The organism is Arcobacter ellisii, from assembly GCF_003544915.1.
Classification (GTDB): Bacteria; Campylobacterota; Campylobacteria; order Campylobacterales; family Arcobacteraceae; genus Aliarcobacter; species Aliarcobacter ellisii.
This window is the reverse complement of record NZ_CP032097.1, coordinates 153,309-170,745: the sequence shown is the minus strand read 5'-3', so window position 1 is coordinate 170,745 and position 17,437 is coordinate 153,309. Positions and strand designations below refer to the sequence as shown.

The window sequence follows — 17,437 nt, the reverse complement described above, 5'->3', positions numbered from 1 at the left end:
AAAAATGCCTATAGACAACGACTATTTTAAAAACCGACAACAAAATAATGGAGGTTCAAATGGTGGAGGAAACTATCAACCACCTTTTGAAGCGCCAGAATTTTTTAAAAATTTTGGGAAAAAAGCAGGAATGATATATGTAGTTATCATTATCCTAGGAGCTTTATTTTTATTTAAACCATTTGTAATTATCGAATCTGGACAAGTTGGTATTAAAGCAACAACAGGAAAATATGATGAAACTCCTTTAAATCCAGGTTTTCATTTCTATATTCCAGTATTCCAAAAAGTTATTATTGTAGATACTAAAGTAAGACTTTTAAATTATAGAAGTGTTGAAGAGATGAGTGGTTTCGACCCTGGTATTAAAATAAATCCAGCAATCAATATCCTTGATGCAAGAGGATTACCAGTTTCTATTGAATTAACAGTTCAATATAGATTAACAGCATCTGGTGCACCATTTACAATCGCAACATGGGGACTTTCATGGGAAGATAAAATTGTAAACCCAGTTGTAAGAAATGTTGTAAGAAACGTTGTTGGTGGATTTAATGCAGAAGAATTACCAACAAAAAGAAATGAAATTGCAACTATGATTGAGCAAGGGGTTAGAGGACAAATTGAAGCATTAGAGGGAAAACCTGTAAGTGTTGAATCTGTTCAATTAAGAGAGATTGTTTTACCTCCAAAAATCAAAGAGCAAATTGAAAGAGTTCAAATTGCAAACCAAGAATCTGAAAGAGTTAGATACGAAGTTTTAAGAGCAAAACAAGAAGCAGAGAAAAGAGCCGCTCTTGCAAGTGGAGAAGCTGAAGCAAAAAGAATTGAAGCACAAGGTAGAGCAGATGCTGTAACAATTGAAGCAAAAGCACAAGCAGCAGCAAATAAAGAGATAGCATTATCTTTAACACCTACTCTTTTACAAATGCAACAAATTGAAGTTCAAGGAAAATTCAACGAAGCACTTAGAGAAAACAAAGATGCTAAGATTTTCTTAACTCCTGGTGGTTCAACTCCAAATATTTGGGTTGATACAAAAGACAAATCAAGAGATGCAGCAATTAACCAATAAATTAAAAGAAGCAGAAAAATCTGCTTCTTAAAACAATGAAAAAAAAATTTATAATAATTTCAACTATCTTTTTTATATTTGTTGATTTTTTATATGCAGAAAATATTGAATCAGTTCTAAAAATTAAACCAGAAATTAAATACAATGAAAATCTAAAATATGAAGAAATAAACAAATATAAAGAGAATAAAGATTTTGAAATAAAATCTAATTATGATTTTGGAATAAATATTGATATAAATAAAGAATTAATGACCATCGATGGAATAAAAATAGATGTTGGTACAAAATTCTAAAGGTAAATATATAATGAAACAACTAGATAAAATTGACTGGGAAAAGATGGATAATCTAATTCCTGTAATTACACAAGATAGCAAAACAAATGAAGTTTTAATGCTTGCTTATATGAATCAAGAAGCTTTAGAATTAACAATTAAAACAAATTATGCTCACTATTTTAGTAGAAGCAAACAAAGAATTTGGAAAAAAGGTGAAAGTTCAAATCACCTACAAGAAATTGTTGAAATTTTAGTAGATTGTGATAATGATACTTTACTTTTAAAAGTTAATCAAAAGGGTGTTGCTTGTCATACAGGAAGAAAATCTTGTTTTTTCACAAATCTTAATACAAATGAAACTATAAGTGATGTTGAAATTAATACAACAGCTGCTTATGGCATAATTGATACTTTATATCATACAATTTGTGAAAGAAAAAATGATGACCCGACAAAATCATATACAGCAAAACTTTTACAAGGTAAACAAAATTCTATGTTGAAAAAAATCGTAGAAGAGTCTGGTGAATTTACCTTTGCAATTAAAGATGATAATACTGATGAGATAATTTATGAAGCAGCAGATATAACTTATCATGTATTAGTTGCCCTTGCAAGTAAAAATATCAGTCCTGATAGAGTTAAACAAGAGTTAGCTAGAAGATTTGGAATTTCAGGAATTGAAGAAAAAAATTCAAGAAAAGATTCTTGATTTTTTATTAATATAAATGCAAGTAAGTTGCATTTAATTCTCACTTGTTATAATTAAAAATTAAAATAAAAAAGGAGTTATTATGACAAATAATTGTCAATACTGCTCTAAAAAAATACCTATTTCAAAGGTTTTTTGTTCAGCCGAATGTAAAGAGAGCTTTTTTCAAAAGATTGTAATATCTGTACCTAAACCATTTGTTAAGAAATTATATTTTTTCTGTTCAGAAGAACAAAGGGAATCTGAAATTAAAGTATTTGCAAAAAGACATAATTGGCATGAAAAACTTGTAACAGAAAAAGTTGAAGAATTATTTGAAGAATATTATAAATGTGGATAAAAAAAGAGTAAATACTCTTTTTTTATTTAATTAGTGACAACCACATCCAGTTCCACAACTTCCACTACTTTTAGCTTTTTGAGCTGCTTCATGTTCAGCTTTTATTTTTTGACCTTCAGTTGAACAAGCACTTACACCTGCTGGCATAATTGGTTGAATTGCAGAATTATCAATGTTATCATCAATACTTGCTAAAAATTGTATTAATTTATCAGCAGCTATCATATATCTTTTTGCAGAAATTGACTCTGGATTAAAATAAACTACAGGTTTTCCACTATCTCCACCTTCTCTAATAGCAGGTTCAATAGGAAGATTTCCTAATACTTGTGTATTATATTGTTTTGCTAACTCTTCACAAGTTCCCATTCCAAAAATATCAGATTCAGTTTTACATGAAGGACAGATAAATCCACTCATATTTTCAACAATTCCAGCAACTGGGATATGAAGTTTTTTAAACATATCTAAAGATCTTCTTGAATCATCAAGAGCAACATGTTGAGGAGTTGTAACATTAATACCAGCACTTACAGGTACACTTTGTGCTAAAGTTAATTGAGCATCACCAGTTCCTGGAGGCATATCAATAAATAAAATATCTAACTCTTCCCATAAGATATCTCTTAAAAGTTGTTGGATAGCTTTCATAATCATAGCACCTCTCCAAATAAGAGCTTGCCCTTCTTCCATAAGCATACCCATTGACATTACATCGACTCCATATGCATTTAATGGTTTTGCTTTATCTCCAACAATTTCCACCTCTTTACCATTTAATCCCATCATTCTTGGAATATTTGGTCCATAAATATCAGCATCTAAAATACCAACTCTTTTACCTTGCATTGCAGATGCAACTGCTAAATTAACAGTTGTAGTTGATTTACCAACTCCACCTTTTCCTGAACTTACCATTACAACTTTTTTAATTTGTGGAGCTATATTTTTACCACTTACACTATTACTTTGTTGTACTTGTTCTTTTGGTTTATTAAAATTAAGAGTTGCATTTATTCCAATTGAAGCCAACTGAGCTGTAATCTCTTTTCTTAACTGAGCTTCTACTTCAGGAGCTGTTGAAGTAATATCAAGATAGATAGAACAGTTCGTTCCATCTACTTGTATATCTTTTACAAATCCAAACTCTACAATAGACTTTGCAAAGCCTGGATATTTAATATTTTCTAATTCTTTTTTAATAGTTTCTACATTAGCCATATAACATTCCTTATAATATTTAAAAGTCTTGACATTATATTTTAAATAGGATAATTTTTATCTTAATTATCCTGCAATATCTATCATTGCTTGACCATGTTCTTTTACTATCTTTTGAGTAATTTTATAAGAGCAGAATTTTGGTCCACACATTGAGCAGAATTCTGCTTCTTTAAATACATCTTGAGGTAAAGTTTCATCATGATATTCTCTAGCTCTATCTGGGTCTAAACAAAGTTCAAATTGTTTATTCCAGTTAAATGCATATCTAGCATCACTCATTTCATCATCAATATCTCTTGCACCTTTTCTACCTCTTGCAATATCAGCACTATGAGCAGCAATTTTATATGCAATAATTCCATTTCTAACATCTTCAGCATTTGGTAAACCTAAGTGCTCTTTTGGAGTTACATAACATAACATAGAAGCTCCATGCCATCCACCAACAGCTGCACCAATTGCAGATGAAATATGGTCATAACCAGCAGCGATATCAGTAGTTAATGGTCCTAAGATATAGAACGGTGCTTCATGACAATACTCTTTTTCAAGTTTCATATTTCTTTCAATTTGATTTAAAGGAACGTGACCAGGACCTTCAATCATAACTTGAACATTTTTCTCCCAAGCTCTTAATGTTAATTCACCAAGAACTTTTAACTCTCTTAATTGTGCTTCATCAGATGCATCAGCTAAACATCCAGGTCTTAATGAATCTCCTAAAGATAAAGAAACATCATATTTTGCACAAATATCTAAAATCTCATCAAATGCTTCATAGAATGGATTTTCTTTATGATAATGCATCATCCAAGCAGCCATTAAAGAACCACCTCTTGAAACGATACCCATTTTTCTTTTTGCAACATGTGGCATAAACTCAAGTAAGAATCCTGCGTGAATTGTAAAGTAAGAAACCCCTTGTTGAGCTTGTCTTTCAATTACTTCAAGCATTCTTTCAATTGTTAAATCTTCAATTTTATCTTTTACGTCATGTAAAATTTGATAAATTGGAACTGTACCAATTGGAACAGTTGAATGTTCAATTACTGCACGTCTAATCATATCTAAGTCACCGCCTGTACTTAAATCCATGATAGTATCAGCACCATATTTTAAACAAACATCAACTTTTTCAATCTCTTTTGAAACATCAGAAGCAAGAGCAGAAGAACCGATATTTGCATTTATTTTGCATGAAGATGCAATTCCAATTGACATTGGAACTAAATGTTTATGATTTACATTTGCTGGAATTATTAATCTCCCTCTTGCAATTTCACTTCTTACAAGTTCTGGGTCTAGCTTTTCTACTTTTGCTACATACTCCATATCTGGTGTAATAATTCCTTGTTTTGCATAATACATTTGAGTTCTAATTTTGTCGTTTTTATGATTGTCTAACCAAGTTCTCATTTTAAAATCCTATAATATTTTATTAAATTGTAAGTAGATTATAGCCAAATATATTTATATAAGCTTAATGAGTTAGGATATTTTCAAATTATTATTCATATAAGTTTCTTTTCTATATAATAAATAATAAATTTTTCATTGGAGGTTATGTAATGTCAAATGATGAACAAATAAATAATTCTCCAAACTTCTCTTTATACACAAAAAATGAATTTTTACAACAAAAATTCATTGATGAGATTATGTCTATCGCCTATAAATACAATATTTTAAAAAATGAAAATCAATTAATAAGTTCCACAGAAAAAAATTATTTATATATAATCAATTATGTTTTAGAGTTACATAAAAAAAGAGAAAATCTACCTTCTGATATAGAAAATCTTTTTTTAAATAATATTTTTTTTAAAGAACAAATTAATCAATTTTTAGAAAAAAAATTGATTAATTTGATAAAAGATGACAATATTCATTTTATAAAAGATATAAACGTTTTAGCCTATATTTCGACTATTGGTTCAAAAGAATATATATTAAATTCATACTATGAATATGATTTAACGGCCATTGAAAAAGTTTTTAGATTTTATGAAAATTATTTACAAAAAATCTTTTTTGACAAAAAAGAGCTGTTTTTACTCACTTTTGATTTATATATTATTTTATTAAAAACTTTGATTCAACTTTGTACTATAAATTCTATTGATTTAATCAAAAAGAGAAATATTAATCAAATTATAGAACTAATGACAGAAACAATAAATATTGTTAAATTTACAATTCCTTTAAGCAATGACAATTTATCTAAAATAAATAATCTTCAAGGAAAATATTTGTACTATTTTTCTCATTTAGATGAGATTTTAATTGATGTTGATGACCTTGATAGAAGTTTTGAACGATATCTTTTATGTTTAGAAAAACAAGAAGATGGATTTACACTTTCAAAAAACAATAATTTTGGTTTTGAAGATGATATTTTGGAAAATTCCGAATTTCTAATATTTAAAAATTACTCTTCTATTCTTTTATTAAAATTACTTAAGAAATTAAGAGATATTCCGAACTCTCCACGTTTTATAGATAATCCTTATTTTCAAAAAATTTTGAAAATTTATTTCAAAAAATTTTCACTTGAAGATGAAATTGTAATTCCTAAAAGTATCAATGAATTAGAAAAAATTCTTCTTAGTTCTTTACTTTACAATTATAATTCAAATCTAAATTTTGAGAAGAAATTAAATTATCATTTTGTTATTGAAGATTTTATCCTTTCAGATAAAGATTTTGATAATAAAAATTTAGAAACGATTTATAGAATACTCTTTTTTGCATCTGATATTGAAGATTTTAAATATAGTCATATTACACAAATCTTGACAAATTCAAAAGTTGTAAAAAATGATTATCATGAATTTTTCAAATTAGCAATTTTTGATCTTTTTATCAATAAATTTAAAAATTCAAAATTTGATGATGAATTAAATACTATTTTAGAGAAAATTTCAACGTATGTTCTTCAGAATACTTTTGACTTCCATCTTGTATCTATTTGTTCAAAGATTTTTATAAATATATCATTGATTTTTTCAACTCATCAAAAAAAAATCAACAAAGCAAAAGATTTATATGCCTTATTTATTTTATTAAATAATTTTGATATTTTAGAAAGCAATTATCAAAAAATAAATAATAAATTATTGGAAAATTTTAACTTTACAAAAGAGTATGTAAGAACAAGTTTTTTAAATGATTTTTTTATTATAAAAGATTTTGAATTATATCAAGAACTAGAATTTTTAGATAAAAAAGTAAAAAATAATAGTTTGAATATAGAAGAAACTATAAATATTTTAACTCAATTTTTATCAACAAAAGTTTTTTATAATCTATGTAAAATTCATATTTCTCAATCAAATCATAATGATTTCTTTGATTTTGAATTTGAAAAATATATTATAAAAATTGACCATAAATATTTGATTTGTTTTTTATTTCCTAAAATACATGAAAATAGTTTCTATAAAATTTTAGAGCATAATAAAAAATTTATAAAAGATGAAATAAGTAAAATTTTTAAACATTTTAATCAAAAAGATTTAACTTCTTTTCTTTTAGATGATGACGATTTAACTTTTTAAAATATAGGATATATATGAAAAAGAAAATATTAAAAGAGATAACATCTTTACCTCCTTTACCAGCAAATATAATTGAACTTGATAACTTTAGAAAACAAGATAGTACAGATAGTGAAAAATTAGTTGAAATCTTAAAAAAAGACCCTTTGATCGTTGCTAATATATTAAAAATTGCAAACTCTAGTATGTTTGGATTTAGAAGTAAAGTTGATACTTTAAGTAGAGCAATTAACCTTTTAGGAATAAAATTTGCTATTTCTGTTGCAATTGGTTCTTCAATTTCACAAGCTGTAAAATCAAATTTATTAGCTTATGCTGTAACCACTGATGATTTTATTTTGACAAGTTCTCTTGCAAGTAATATTGTCAATACTTGGGTTGCTAATATAAATTTTGATTTAAAAAATGAACTTTTACTTCCAGCTTTTTTACAAGAAGTTGGTAAATTTGTAATTTCTCAAGTAATACAAGAAGAAAAAAAGACTGAAGAATTTTTAAAAGAGTTAGAAGAGACAAAAAATACAAGTTTATGTGAAGAGAAATTTACTGGATTTACATGTGCAAGAATTACTGCAAATATTTTTAAACATTGGAATTTAAGCCATAATATAATTTTCCCTATTGCATTTGCAGAAGATATAGAAAATTGTCCAGAATCATTTAAACAAAAAGCTCAAATTTTACAAATTGTAAAAATTTTATGTGATATTAGATATCCATTAAGTGAAAGAAATATTGAAAAAGCACTAGAAAAAGTTGTTGAATATAATTTTGATGTTGAACATTTTATAAACTCAATTAATGTAATAAAAGAAGTAATTAAGAATAGTCTTAACAAAAGCTAAGTAACAATATACTATAATTTGTAACTTTTTTACTCAAAGGAGTCTTTATTGTTTGATGTTACATTGATAGTTCTTTGTGCTGGTAATTCTTCAAGATTTGAACACAAAACAAAAAAACAGTGGTTAAGAATCAAAGATGAACCTTTATGGCTAAATGTTACAAAAAGACTTAAAACTTTTTCATCATTTGATAAAGTAATTGTTGCCTCAAGTGAAAAAGAATTAAATTACATGAAAAATTTTACCGATGACTTTATTTTTGTCAAAGGTGGAGATACAAGACAACAATCAATTTTAAATTGCTTAGAATTTGTAAAAACAAAATATGTGATGATAAGTGATGTTGCAAGGGCATGTATCCCCAGAAGTGTAATTGAATCTCTTTTAACAGAAAAACAAAATGCTGATTGTATCGTACCCATTTTAAATGTTACAGACACTGTTATATATGAAAATCAAACAATCAATAGAGACAATGTAAAACTAATCCAAACTCCTCAACTTTCAAATACTCAAATATTAAAAACTGCATTAAATACAAAAATTGAATTTACCGATGAAAGTTCTGCTATTAAAAATATAAATGGAACAATAAAATATGTTCAAGGTAGTATTGATAGTAAGAAATTAACTTTAGGTAATGAATTAGATGATTTACCATGTCTAAAAGAACCATCAAATAATTTCTTTACAGGTACAGGTTTTGATATTCATGCATTTGAAGAAAATAAAGAGATGTATCTTGGAGGAATAAAACTTCCTTATGATTATGGTTTCAAAGCACATAGTGATGGTGATGTTTTAATTCATTCAGTTATTGATGCATTATTAGGAGCATGTGGAGCTGGAGATATTGGTGAATTTTTCCCTGATACTGATGAGAAGTATAAAGGAATTGATTCAAAAATTTTATTAGAGGAGATTGTAACTTTTGTTAATAATGTTGGTTATGAAATAGTAAATATTGATTTAACTATTATTGCTCAAAAACCAAAAATCAATCCCTTTAAAAATGATATAAAAAATTCAATGGCAAAACTTTTAGGACTTGAAAAACAGTTTATTAATATCAAAGCTACAACTGCGGAAAAGCTTGGATTTATTGGTAGAGCTGAAGGAGTTGCTGTACAAAGTATTGCTACATTGAAATATTATAATTGGAAACAAAAATGAATATATTAATTATCGAAAATGAAATCTATCTAGCACAAAAAGTTGTTTCAAGATTACTTGATGATGGACATAGTTGTGATTATATCGAATCACCAAATATTGATAATCTAACAAAAGATTACGATACTATCTTGCTTTCAACTTCCCTTCCTTCTAGTTTATGTAAAAATATCATCAAACGATATAGTGAAACTTCTATTATTCTTCTTTTAGTTTCTTATATTTCAGATGAAACAGTAACAAATCCTATTAAAGATGGTGCAAAAGATTATATTATGAAACCATTTATAATGGATGAACTTGTAAGAAAGATTTATCACTATAAAGAGTGTAGAAGTATTAGAAGGGAGTTACAAACTTTAAGAGATTATTTTAACTTTACTATGTCGGATATTGATACAAGTGAAATTCTACTTCCACCATCATTCCCAACTTTAATAGAAAGCAACTCTCAAAAATGTGCAGATAAACTTGTTTTTGAATTAGCAAGAAAAATGGATTTACCTATTTGTTTTATTTCATTAACTTCATCTTCGTGGCAAAAACAAATAAATTCTGTTCAAGGTAAAACTATTATTTATTTAACTGATTATCATACTTTAAAGAAAAATGTAAAAGAACAATTAGTAAAACTTATTGAAGAGAAAAATTGTGTAATTTCTACACTAGAGCAAGAAGAGGATTTCCCTTATAGAAGAATTGAGTTTAACAATGAAAAAGTTTTATTAGGAAATTCAAATATTATGACAATAAATGATTATGTTAAAATGATGGTTATCTCATATCAAGGAAAATATCCTGATACTGAACTTTCTAAAAAACTTGGAATTTCAAGAAAATCTCTTTGGGAAAAAAGAAAAAAACTTGATATTGAAAAGAAAAAATAAAAGGATATTTTATGAACTTTAGAAGATTTTTTTTAACAGTTGGATTTACTGGATTAAGTCCAAAAGCTCCTGGAACTGTAGGTTCATTTGTATCTTTGATTTTAGGACTTTTTCTATTAGAGATTTTACATCCTTCAACTCTATTTTTATTATCTTTACTTGTTACAGTAATTGCAATTAAACAAATTGATGCTTATGAAAAAGAGTCAGGGATTCATGATAATAGTGAAATTGTTATTGATGAGTTAGCTGGAATGTGGATTGCTTTATCTATTTGTGGAATAAATAGTGAAAACTTAATTTATATGGCACCTTTGGCTTTTATATTTTTTAGACTTTTTGATATTTGGAAACCTTCAATTATTGGAAAAATCGATAGAGATGTAAAAGGTGGATTAGGTGTTATGGGTGATGATATTGTTGCCGGAATTGCTGCTGGAATTGCAACTGCTGGACTTTATCAACTAATTGAAAAATTTGTTTTATAAAATCTAATTTATCAAAATAAAAAAGGGGGAAGTTAAATCAACTTCCCCCTTTTTTTATGAAATTATTTTACAATATCTGCAAATTGTTTGAAGATATATTTAGACTCATGTGGTCCAGGACTTGCTTCTGGGTGATGTTGAACTGAGAAAATCTCTTTATTTTTATATTTAACACCTTCAATTGTATTATCAAATAAATTGATATGTGTAATATCTGCAATCTCAACTATATTATCAGGAACATTATAGTTATGATTTTGAGCAGTAATTTCTACAACTCCATTATTAGCAACTGGATGGTTACCACCATGTTGACCAAATTTTAATTTGTAAGTATCATATCCATGAGCAATAGAAAGCATTTGATGACCTAAACAAATAGCAAACATTGGAATATTTGCCTCGATTAGTTTTTGAACTTCTTTTTTCTCATTTACTAAAGTTAATGGATCACCTGGACCATTTGATAAAAATACTCCACCAATCTCTTTAGCTTCAAATCTAGCTATTAAATCTTCACCTTTAAATGTTGAAGGAACTACTTCAACTTCTAAACCAACATTTACTAACTCATTTAAAATATTTCTTTTAACCCCAAAGTCAATAACAACAACTTTTTTATCACTCATAACTGCTTTATTATAAGCTTTAATAGAGTGATTCCAAGCTCCTGATTTATGAACATAAGACTCTTTTGTTGAAACTATTTCAATATAGTTAATATCTTCAATTCTAGGACTTGATGCTAATTGTTTTGCTAATTCATCTTTGTTAGAGATTTCAGTTGAAGCTATCATCATCATAGCACCTTCATCTCTAATCATTTTTGTTAAATATCTTGTATCTATTTCACAAATTCCTAAAACACCATGCTCTTTTAAAAGTGAATCTAAATCATTTTGTGCTCTATAATTTGAATATTCAGCATGATAATTTCTAACTAATACACCTTTACAGTGGCAAGTTTTACTCTCCATATCATCTGCATTTACTCCAACATTTCCAATTTCAGGCATTGTAAAAGTAATAAATTGTCCTGCATAAGATGGATCAGAAATAATTTCTTGATAACCAGTTAATGAAGTATTAAAAACAATTTCTCCAACAGCTGTTCCTGTTGCACCAAAAGATTTTGCCTCTAAAAAAGTCCCATTCTCTAAATATATCCATACTTTTTGCATTTATATTAATCCTCTTTTTATTAATTCTTCTTCATAAAGTCTATGATAAACTAAATCATAATCCTCAGTACCAGGTATCAACTTTCTTTTATAATTTTTAAGTTTTGCTAATACTTCACTATCAGCCTTTTCAAAACCTTTTATAAAATCATCTAAAGAGCTAAAAATCACATTTTTCACTTGATTATCTGAACATGTATAATGAATAAAATCTTCTTCCCATAAATAATCTAAGATTTTATGAGCAATGTCTGAAAATCTATCTTCATTATTTAAAATAACTCCATAATCATTTGCCAATCTCTTTTTTGTCATCCAGAAAAGTTGTCTTCTATCAGCATTTAAGTACTCTATCTCTTCTTCTTGTGCTTCTAAAATTTCTTGAACTTTTTCATCTAATGCAAACTCTTTTTCAATATCAGCATCAAGTATTCTTTCTACTTCTGCTTCAATACTATTTTTATCTTTTCTTATTTCTACAAATTCACAATTAGCTAAATCTCTAGTTATTCTTCTTGAGACATATGGCGTATGATGTAATTTTAACCTCATATTTTCTACCCCCTTATGATTGTGTCAACTCTTTCTGGAGAAGTTGAAACAATTCCAACTCTTACAGAAGTAACCTCTTCGATTTTTTCTATATATTTCTTTGCATTTACAGGAAGTGAATCATAATCTCTGATTCCAACTACACTTTCCCATCCATCAATCTCTTCATATATAGCTTTTACATCATCTAAACATGTTGGAACATAATCTATTTTCTCACCATTTAGTTCATATCCAACACAAATTTTTATTTTTTTGAATCCATCTAAAACATCAAGTTTCATTAAAGCTAATTGATCACAACCATTTAATCTTGCTGCATATTTAACTGCAACAGCATCAAACCAACCACATCTTCTTTTTCTTCCTGTTGTTGTTCCAAACTCTTTTCCAACTTGAGCCATAGTTTCACCTTCATCTCCAAAGTCTTCACTTGGGAAAGGTCCATTTCCAACTCTTGTACAATAAGCTTTTACAATTCCTGTAACAATTCCAACATCTTTTGGATTTACTCCAAGTCCAGAACAAGATCCAGAACTTACTGTATTTGAAGATGTAACATAAGGATATGTTCCATGGTCAATATCAAGCATAGTTCCTTGTGCACCTTCAAGTAATATTTTTTTACCTTCATCAAGTGCTTTCCAAACCATATTTGTTGTGTTTGTAATAAATGGTGCTAGTTGTTCTTTGTATGAAGTTAACTCTTCTAATAACTCTTTTTCATTTGGTGTTGCAATTTCTAATACATCAAAAATTGCTCTATTTTGTTCAAAATATTCTAAAATAGAATTAGTTAATTTTGCAGGATTTAGAAGTTCTCCAACTCTATGCCCTACTCTATTAATTTTATCAGAATAAGCAGGCCCAATTCCTTTTCCAGTTGTTCCAATAGCTTTTGCACCTCTTAATCTCTCTTTTGCTTGATCAATTTGTGCATGATATGGTAAATTTAAGTGTGCTTTATCAGAGATAAATAATCTTCCTTCTAAATCTTTAAATTGACTCATCTCTTTGATTATATTTTCAGGTGATAAAACAACACCATTTCCAATTACGTTTATTGCATTTGGATTTAATACTCCTGAAGGAATTAAATGTAAAGCATATTTAATACCATCAACCCAAATTGTATGACCAGCATTGTGACCACCTTGGCTTCTGCAAACCATGTCATACTTTTGTGCTAACATATCAACTATTTTACCTTTTCCCTCATCTCCCCATTGGATACCAACTATTACGTCTGCGCTCATTCTTAATCCTCTAAAATTTTTAATAAATTATCTGTATATAGTGCAAAACCTAATGAACTCATTCCTTCACTTGAGTACATTCCACCTTTGCATAATGTTAAATTTTCATGTATCACTCTATAATAAATACTATCATAATATCTTAATGTTCCATAATAAAGTGGTGCAATGATTATATTAGAATAATCAACTTCTTTTGCTTTTTGAAGTAGTTTTTCTAACTCTTTTTTAATACTACTTGGTACTATATCAATAACTTTTTCTAAACTTGAAATATCTTTTACTTTTATAAGTTTATTTAACCAATCACAATTTAATTTAAACAGTGCTGCTATTTCACCATTTTTTAATAATTCTATATCAATATTTAATTCACTTGAAACTAATTTCGGGATATTAATATTTGATATTTGTAAAATTGGTTCTATTTGTAATGACTTCAAAATTGTTGCTGTTAAATTCATAATATCAGCAATATTATCATGATCTATCCACTCACATCCAATTTGGTACTCTTCTTTTGATGGATATGTAAAGATTGGTTGAACATAAAACCATTTTTTATGTGTTGTAGTTCTTCCTAATCTTTTTGTAATTATTCTTACAACATCTAAAGTTGAATCTGCTCTTAAAGATACTTGTTCATTTTGCTCATCAGAAAATTTAATTAGTTTTCTTTCATTTGCAATTGCTTGATGTTGAGAATATGAGAAATTTGGTGTTAAAATCTCTTCAAAACCCATTACATCTAAAATATCACAAACTTTATTTTCTAATACTCTTTTTCTTTTTGCAGTTTTTCCAAAGTATAATCGGCTACCTTTTGGAATTTCGTGTTCAAAAATCATTCTTATTAATTTCCTTTAAACATATTTGATGCAAAAACTTTATTTGCTGTTCCATCAAATGTTCTAATACCTAAATCATCAAGTGCTAATTCAACTGCATTTACAGCCCATGAAGCTTCATAATCTTCTACTAATCCCATGTGATTAATTCTAAAGATTTTACCAGCTAAATGATCTTGACCACCTGCAATATTTACATTATATTTATTTTTTAATATTTTTCTAATTGCACTTGATTGCTCAGTATAAGCTGTTGTCATTGCATCTGCTGGAGTTTTTGGATAAATTTCAAAACCAATAGCTTTTAACGCTTCTCTTGTAGCATTTGCTCTTAAAGCTGTTTTAGCATATAAATTTTCAAACCCATCTTCTTTTAATTTTTCTAAAATTGCACCTAATCCAATGATTAAAGTAGTTGCAGCTGTCCAAGCAGTTGTATTTGTTCTTTGTTTTTTGATTTCAATTGATAAATTAAAATAGTAACCTCTTGGTTTAGAATCAATTTTTGCAACAGCTTCATTTGATAAACCAATCATTGCAAGACCTGGAGGTAACATTAAAGCTTTTTGACTTCCTGTTACAACAGCATCAAGATTTGTAGTATCAATTTTTTCTACACCAATTGCTGTAATTCCATCAGCAATAATCATAATATCTTTATTGATTTTTTTAACTTCAGCTGCAATTTGCTCAACTGGGTGTCTTAAACCTCCAGCACTTTCACAAATTTGAATAAAAATTGCATCAATTGAAGAATCAGCTTTTACAGCTTCAACAACAGCATCTACTGATACAGGGGTATTCCATTCATTTTTAATTTCAGTGTATTCAATACCAAATGCAGCACAAATTTTTCCAAATCTCTCACCAAATTTTCCAGAATTAACAGTAAGTGCTTTTTTATGCGTTAAATTTGTAACACAAGCCTCCATTGCACCTGTTCCACTTGAAGCTAACATTACAACTTCAGGCATTCCATATAATTCTAATAATAATTCTCTAGTATTTTTAAAAATTGCTTCAAACTCTTCAGTTCTATGATGTATAGTAACATCTGACATTGCTTTTCTAACAAATTCTGGTACAGGAGTTGGACCTGGTGTTAATAGCATTTCATTATCCTTATATTTTCATTCTTTTATAGCAAAACGAAGCATTTTATCTAAATATAGTTTATTAATCGGTTAAGTAAGTTTGATGTTGTATAATTTCAAAAAAATAGGATTTATTTTATGAGTTTTGAAATTTGGCTAACTCTATTTTTAGCTGCTATTGCAATTTCTGTTTCTCCTGGTGCTGGAGCAGTACTTTCTATGAATTATGGAATTAATTACGGTTTAAAAAAATCACTTTGGGCAATACTTGGTTTACAATTTGGATATATTATTCAAATGTTAGTCGTTATTATTGGACTTGGTTCATTAATTGCTAAATCAATTTTTTTATTTAATATTATAAAATGGATTGGTGTTTGTTATCTTTTATATTTAGGAATTAGTGCTTTTTTTAAAAAAGTAGAAATTACAAATGAAGAAGAAAGAATAAATTCTTACAATCCAAAAAAAGCATTAATAAGTGCAACTTTAATAAATCTTACAAATATTAAAGCCACTGTTTTTTTAGTTGCATTTATTCCACAGTTTTTAAATCCAAATGAATCAATTTTATTACAATTTTTTATCATAAGTATTACCTTATCTTTAGTTGATATTTTTGTTATGATTGGATATTCTTCAATGGCATCAAGATTAAAATTTCTATTAAAAGATACAAAAGCTTTAAAAATCCAAAATAGAATTACTGGAGCTTTCCTTATTTTTGCGGCATTTTTAATGTCAACAGCAAAAAAATCTTAATTTTTTAATTTTACTCTTGACATTTATTACTAATTAGTATTATAATTTCACTTAAGGAGAATGTTATGAAAAATAAATCGTTAAAATCATATGGTTCAAGAACTGACAAATCTATGAAAACTGTTGTTAGATTAGAAAAAGCAAATCTTAAAATCACAAATTTAACAATAAATTATTTATCAAAACATAATCTAACGTTTAATCAATTTAAAGTATTAGAAGTCTTATATCATTTAGGTGATTTAAACATTGGTTCAATTACAAAATTAACAATGAGCACACCAGGAAATATCACTGTTGTTGTAAAAAATTTAAAAAGAGATGAATGGATTACTTCAATTAAAGACCCAAATGATAGTAGAGCATCAATTTTATCAATTACACAAAAAGGTAAAGATATTATTGAACAAGTTTTTCCAACTCATGCAAAAAACCTACATAAAGCTATGGAAGTTTTAAGTGATGAAGAATTAGATACTTTATATGATTTATTGAATAAGGTTTACAAAGCAAACTAAAAATTTTTTTGCTTTAAAAGTACTAATTAGTAATATATTATAGATAAAATAAGGAATAAAAAATGAAATTTTTAAAATTAGGATTAGCTTCAGTTATCGCTTCAACTGCACTTTTTGCAGGAACTTATAATGTTGATGCGAGTCATTCAAATGTTGGATTTAAAGTAAAACACATGATGATTTCAAATGTTGTTGGAAAATTTGATACGTTTAATGGTTCGTTTGAATATGATGAAAAAACAAAAACATTAAAATCACTTGTTGGTGAAATTGATGTAAATTCAATCAATACTGAAAATGCAAAAAGAGATGCTCACTTAAAAGAATCAGATTTTTTTGCAGCAAAAGAGTTTAATAACATTAAATTTGTTTTATCAAAAGTTGAAGATGATAAAGCTTATGGTAAATTAACTCTAAGAGGGGTAACAAAAGATGTTGTTTTAGATTTAGAAAATAATGGAACAGTAAAAGATCCTTGGGGAAATACAAGAGTTGGTTTAGCTTTAAGTGGAAAAATCAATAGAATAGATTATGGTTTAAAATATAATACAGTATTAGAAGCAGGTGGTGTTGCTGTTGATGAGATAGTAAAACTTGATATTCAACTTGAGGGAATTTTAGCTAAATAATTAGCTAAAGTTTTA

Annotated in this window: 19 protein-coding genes; 12 read left to right on the top strand and 7 right to left on the bottom strand. The window is 27.4% G+C overall.

Going from position 1 to position 17,437, the window contains the following annotated elements; translation table 11 throughout:
* Positions 1-4: 4 nt before the first annotated feature.
* The 4 genes from AELL_RS00890 to AELL_RS00875 all read left to right on the top strand — a co-directional run bounded on the left by AELL_RS00890 (position 5) and on the right by AELL_RS00875 (position 2,408).
* A complete protein-coding gene (locus AELL_RS00890) occupies positions 5-1,075 on the top strand; it encodes a prohibitin family protein (RefSeq protein WP_118916134.1) in 1,071 nt (356 codons plus the stop codon).
* A 35-nt stretch (positions 1,076-1,110) separates the two neighbouring features.
* The gene (locus tag AELL_RS00885; protein ID WP_118916133.1) at positions 1,111-1,371 is read left to right on the top strand and encodes a hypothetical protein; all 261 of its coding nucleotides are present in this window, start codon (positions 1,111-1,113) and stop codon (positions 1,369-1,371) included.
* Between the two features lie 13 nt (positions 1,372-1,384).
* Entirely contained in the window at positions 1,385-2,068 is a 684-nt protein-coding gene (gene hisIE / locus AELL_RS00880; RefSeq protein ID WP_118918590.1) for a bifunctional phosphoribosyl-AMP cyclohydrolase/phosphoribosyl-ATP diphosphatase HisIE, read from the top strand.
* An 82-nt stretch (positions 2,069-2,150) separates the two neighbouring features.
* Positions 2,151-2,408, top strand: coding sequence for a hypothetical protein (locus tag AELL_RS00875; RefSeq protein WP_118916132.1), 258 nt, complete (start codon positions 2,151-2,153; stop codon positions 2,406-2,408).
* A gap of 30 nt (positions 2,409-2,438) precedes the next feature.
* On the opposite strand, the gene AELL_RS00870 is transcribed toward AELL_RS00875, so the two are convergent.
* Both AELL_RS00870 and thiC read right to left on the bottom strand, forming a co-directional pair.
* Positions 2,439-3,629: an Mrp/NBP35 family ATP-binding protein gene (locus tag AELL_RS00870; RefSeq protein WP_118916131.1), complete on the bottom strand. Its 1,191-nt coding sequence runs from the start codon at positions 3,627-3,629 to the stop codon at positions 2,439-2,441.
* 66 nt (positions 3,630-3,695) lie between these two features.
* Positions 3,696-5,048 carry a phosphomethylpyrimidine synthase ThiC gene (gene thiC, locus AELL_RS00865; RefSeq protein WP_118916130.1) on the bottom strand — a complete coding sequence of 451 codons (1,353 nt, stop codon included), beginning with the start codon at positions 5,046-5,048 and terminating at the stop codon, positions 3,696-3,698.
* 152 nt (positions 5,049-5,200) lie between these two features.
* On the opposite strand from thiC, the gene AELL_RS00860 reads away from it, so the two are divergent.
* Genes AELL_RS00860 through AELL_RS00840 form a run of 5 tightly spaced genes read left to right on the top strand, consistent with a single transcriptional unit; the run spans position 5,201 to position 10,582 of the window.
* Entirely contained in the window at positions 5,201-7,189 is a 1,989-nt protein-coding gene (locus AELL_RS00860) for a hypothetical protein (protein WP_118916129.1), read from the top strand.
* A 14-nt stretch (positions 7,190-7,203) separates the two neighbouring features.
* Positions 7,204-8,034, top strand: coding sequence for an HDOD domain-containing protein (locus AELL_RS00855; protein WP_118916128.1), 831 nt, complete (start codon positions 7,204-7,206; stop codon positions 8,032-8,034).
* Between the two features lie 48 nt (positions 8,035-8,082).
* Positions 8,083-9,207 (top strand): bifunctional 2-C-methyl-D-erythritol 4-phosphate cytidylyltransferase/2-C-methyl-D-erythritol 2,4-cyclodiphosphate synthase, encoded by a 1,125-nt coding sequence (locus AELL_RS00850; RefSeq protein ID WP_118916127.1) that lies wholly within the window; start codon positions 8,083-8,085, stop codon positions 9,205-9,207.
* Positions 9,204-10,094 (top strand): response regulator, encoded by an 891-nt coding sequence (locus tag AELL_RS00845; protein WP_118916126.1) that lies wholly within the window; start codon positions 9,204-9,206, stop codon positions 10,092-10,094. Before AELL_RS00850 ends, AELL_RS00845 begins: the two co-directional genes overlap by 4 nt.
* 11 nt (positions 10,095-10,105) lie before the next feature.
* Positions 10,106-10,582 carry a phosphatidylglycerophosphatase A family protein gene (locus AELL_RS00840; protein WP_118916125.1) on the top strand — a complete coding sequence of 159 codons (477 nt, stop codon included), beginning with the start codon at positions 10,106-10,108 and terminating at the stop codon, positions 10,580-10,582.
* 62 nt (positions 10,583-10,644) lie between these two features.
* On the opposite strand, the gene carA is transcribed toward AELL_RS00840, so the two are convergent.
* Genes carA through AELL_RS00815 form a run of 5 tightly spaced genes read right to left on the bottom strand, consistent with a single transcriptional unit; the run spans position 10,645 to position 15,531 of the window.
* Positions 10,645-11,763, bottom strand: a complete 1,119-nt coding sequence (gene carA / locus AELL_RS00835) for a glutamine-hydrolyzing carbamoyl-phosphate synthase small subunit (protein WP_118916124.1) — start codon at positions 11,761-11,763, stop codon at positions 10,645-10,647.
* Positions 11,764-12,315 (bottom strand): DUF507 family protein, encoded by a 552-nt coding sequence (locus tag AELL_RS00830; protein WP_118916123.1) that lies wholly within the window; start codon positions 12,313-12,315, stop codon positions 11,764-11,766.
* A gap of 5 nt (positions 12,316-12,320) precedes the next feature.
* Complete coding sequence (locus AELL_RS00825; RefSeq protein ID WP_118916122.1) at positions 12,321-13,571, bottom strand: adenylosuccinate synthase; 1,251 nt, start codon at positions 13,569-13,571, stop codon at positions 12,321-12,323.
* Positions 13,572-13,573: 2 nt separating this feature from the next.
* Entirely contained in the window at positions 13,574-14,419 is an 846-nt protein-coding gene (locus AELL_RS00820; protein ID WP_118916121.1) for an ATP phosphoribosyltransferase regulatory subunit, read from the bottom strand.
* 5 nt (positions 14,420-14,424) lie between these two features.
* Positions 14,425-15,531, bottom strand: a complete 1,107-nt coding sequence (locus AELL_RS00815) for a pyridoxal-phosphate-dependent aminotransferase family protein (RefSeq protein ID WP_118916120.1) — start codon at positions 15,529-15,531, stop codon at positions 14,425-14,427.
* A gap of 120 nt (positions 15,532-15,651) precedes the next feature.
* Between AELL_RS00815 and AELL_RS00810 the strand changes: the two genes are divergently transcribed.
* The 3 genes from AELL_RS00810 to AELL_RS00800 all read left to right on the top strand — a co-directional run bounded on the left by AELL_RS00810 (position 15,652) and on the right by AELL_RS00800 (position 17,422).
* The gene (locus AELL_RS00810) at positions 15,652-16,275 is read left to right on the top strand and encodes a LysE family transporter (RefSeq protein ID WP_118916119.1); all 624 of its coding nucleotides are present in this window, start codon (positions 15,652-15,654) and stop codon (positions 16,273-16,275) included.
* Positions 16,276-16,340: 65 nt separating this feature from the next.
* Positions 16,341-16,793: a MarR family winged helix-turn-helix transcriptional regulator gene (locus AELL_RS00805; protein WP_118916118.1), complete on the top strand. Its 453-nt coding sequence runs from the start codon at positions 16,341-16,343 to the stop codon at positions 16,791-16,793.
* A gap of 62 nt (positions 16,794-16,855) precedes the next feature.
* On the top strand, positions 16,856-17,422 hold the full coding sequence (locus tag AELL_RS00800; RefSeq protein WP_118916117.1) for a YceI family protein: 567 nt from the start codon (positions 16,856-16,858) through the stop codon (positions 17,420-17,422).
* Positions 17,423-17,437 lie beyond the last annotated feature (15 nt).

What these genes read in the sequence shown, in the direction of transcription:
- carA (WP_118916124.1), bottom strand. Translation starts at nt 11,763, where the DNA reads ATGCAAAAAGTATGGATATATTTAGAGAATGGGACTTTTTTAGAGGCA.
- AELL_RS00840 (WP_118916125.1), top strand. Translation starts at nt 10,106, where the DNA reads ATGAACTTTAGAAGATTTTTTTTAACAGTTGGATTTACTGGATTAAGT.
- AELL_RS00870 (WP_118916131.1), bottom strand. Translation starts at nt 3,629, where the DNA reads ATGGCTAATGTAGAAACTATTAAAAAAGAATTAGAAAATATTAAATAT.
- AELL_RS00820 (WP_118916121.1), bottom strand. Translation starts at nt 14,419, where the DNA reads ATGATTTTTGAACACGAAATTCCAAAAGGTAGCCGATTATACTTTGGA.
- AELL_RS00825 (WP_118916122.1), bottom strand. Translation starts at nt 13,571, where the DNA reads ATGAGCGCAGACGTAATAGTTGGTATCCAATGGGGAGATGAGGGAAAA.
- AELL_RS00860 (WP_118916129.1), top strand. Translation starts at nt 5,201, where the DNA reads ATGTCAAATGATGAACAAATAAATAATTCTCCAAACTTCTCTTTATAC.
- AELL_RS00855 (WP_118916128.1), top strand. Translation starts at nt 7,204, where the DNA reads ATGAAAAAGAAAATATTAAAAGAGATAACATCTTTACCTCCTTTACCA.
- AELL_RS00890 (WP_118916134.1), top strand. Translation starts at nt 5, where the DNA reads ATGCCTATAGACAACGACTATTTTAAAAACCGACAACAAAATAATGGA.
- AELL_RS00815 (WP_118916120.1), bottom strand. Translation starts at nt 15,531, where the DNA reads ATGCTATTAACACCAGGTCCAACTCCTGTACCAGAATTTGTTAGAAAA.
- AELL_RS00875 (WP_118916132.1), top strand. Translation starts at nt 2,151, where the DNA reads ATGACAAATAATTGTCAATACTGCTCTAAAAAAATACCTATTTCAAAG.
- AELL_RS00845 (WP_118916126.1), top strand. Translation starts at nt 9,204, where the DNA reads ATGAATATATTAATTATCGAAAATGAAATCTATCTAGCACAAAAAGTT.
- AELL_RS00885 (WP_118916133.1), top strand. Translation starts at nt 1,111, where the DNA reads ATGAAAAAAAAATTTATAATAATTTCAACTATCTTTTTTATATTTGTT.
- AELL_RS00830 (WP_118916123.1), bottom strand. Translation starts at nt 12,315, where the DNA reads ATGAGGTTAAAATTACATCATACGCCATATGTCTCAAGAAGAATAACT.
- thiC (WP_118916130.1), bottom strand. Translation starts at nt 5,048, where the DNA reads ATGAGAACTTGGTTAGACAATCATAAAAACGACAAAATTAGAACTCAA.
- AELL_RS00805 (WP_118916118.1), top strand. Translation starts at nt 16,341, where the DNA reads ATGAAAAATAAATCGTTAAAATCATATGGTTCAAGAACTGACAAATCT.
- AELL_RS00800 (WP_118916117.1), top strand. Translation starts at nt 16,856, where the DNA reads ATGAAATTTTTAAAATTAGGATTAGCTTCAGTTATCGCTTCAACTGCA.
- hisIE (WP_118918590.1), top strand. Translation starts at nt 1,385, where the DNA reads ATGAAACAACTAGATAAAATTGACTGGGAAAAGATGGATAATCTAATT.
- AELL_RS00810 (WP_118916119.1), top strand. Translation starts at nt 15,652, where the DNA reads ATGAGTTTTGAAATTTGGCTAACTCTATTTTTAGCTGCTATTGCAATT.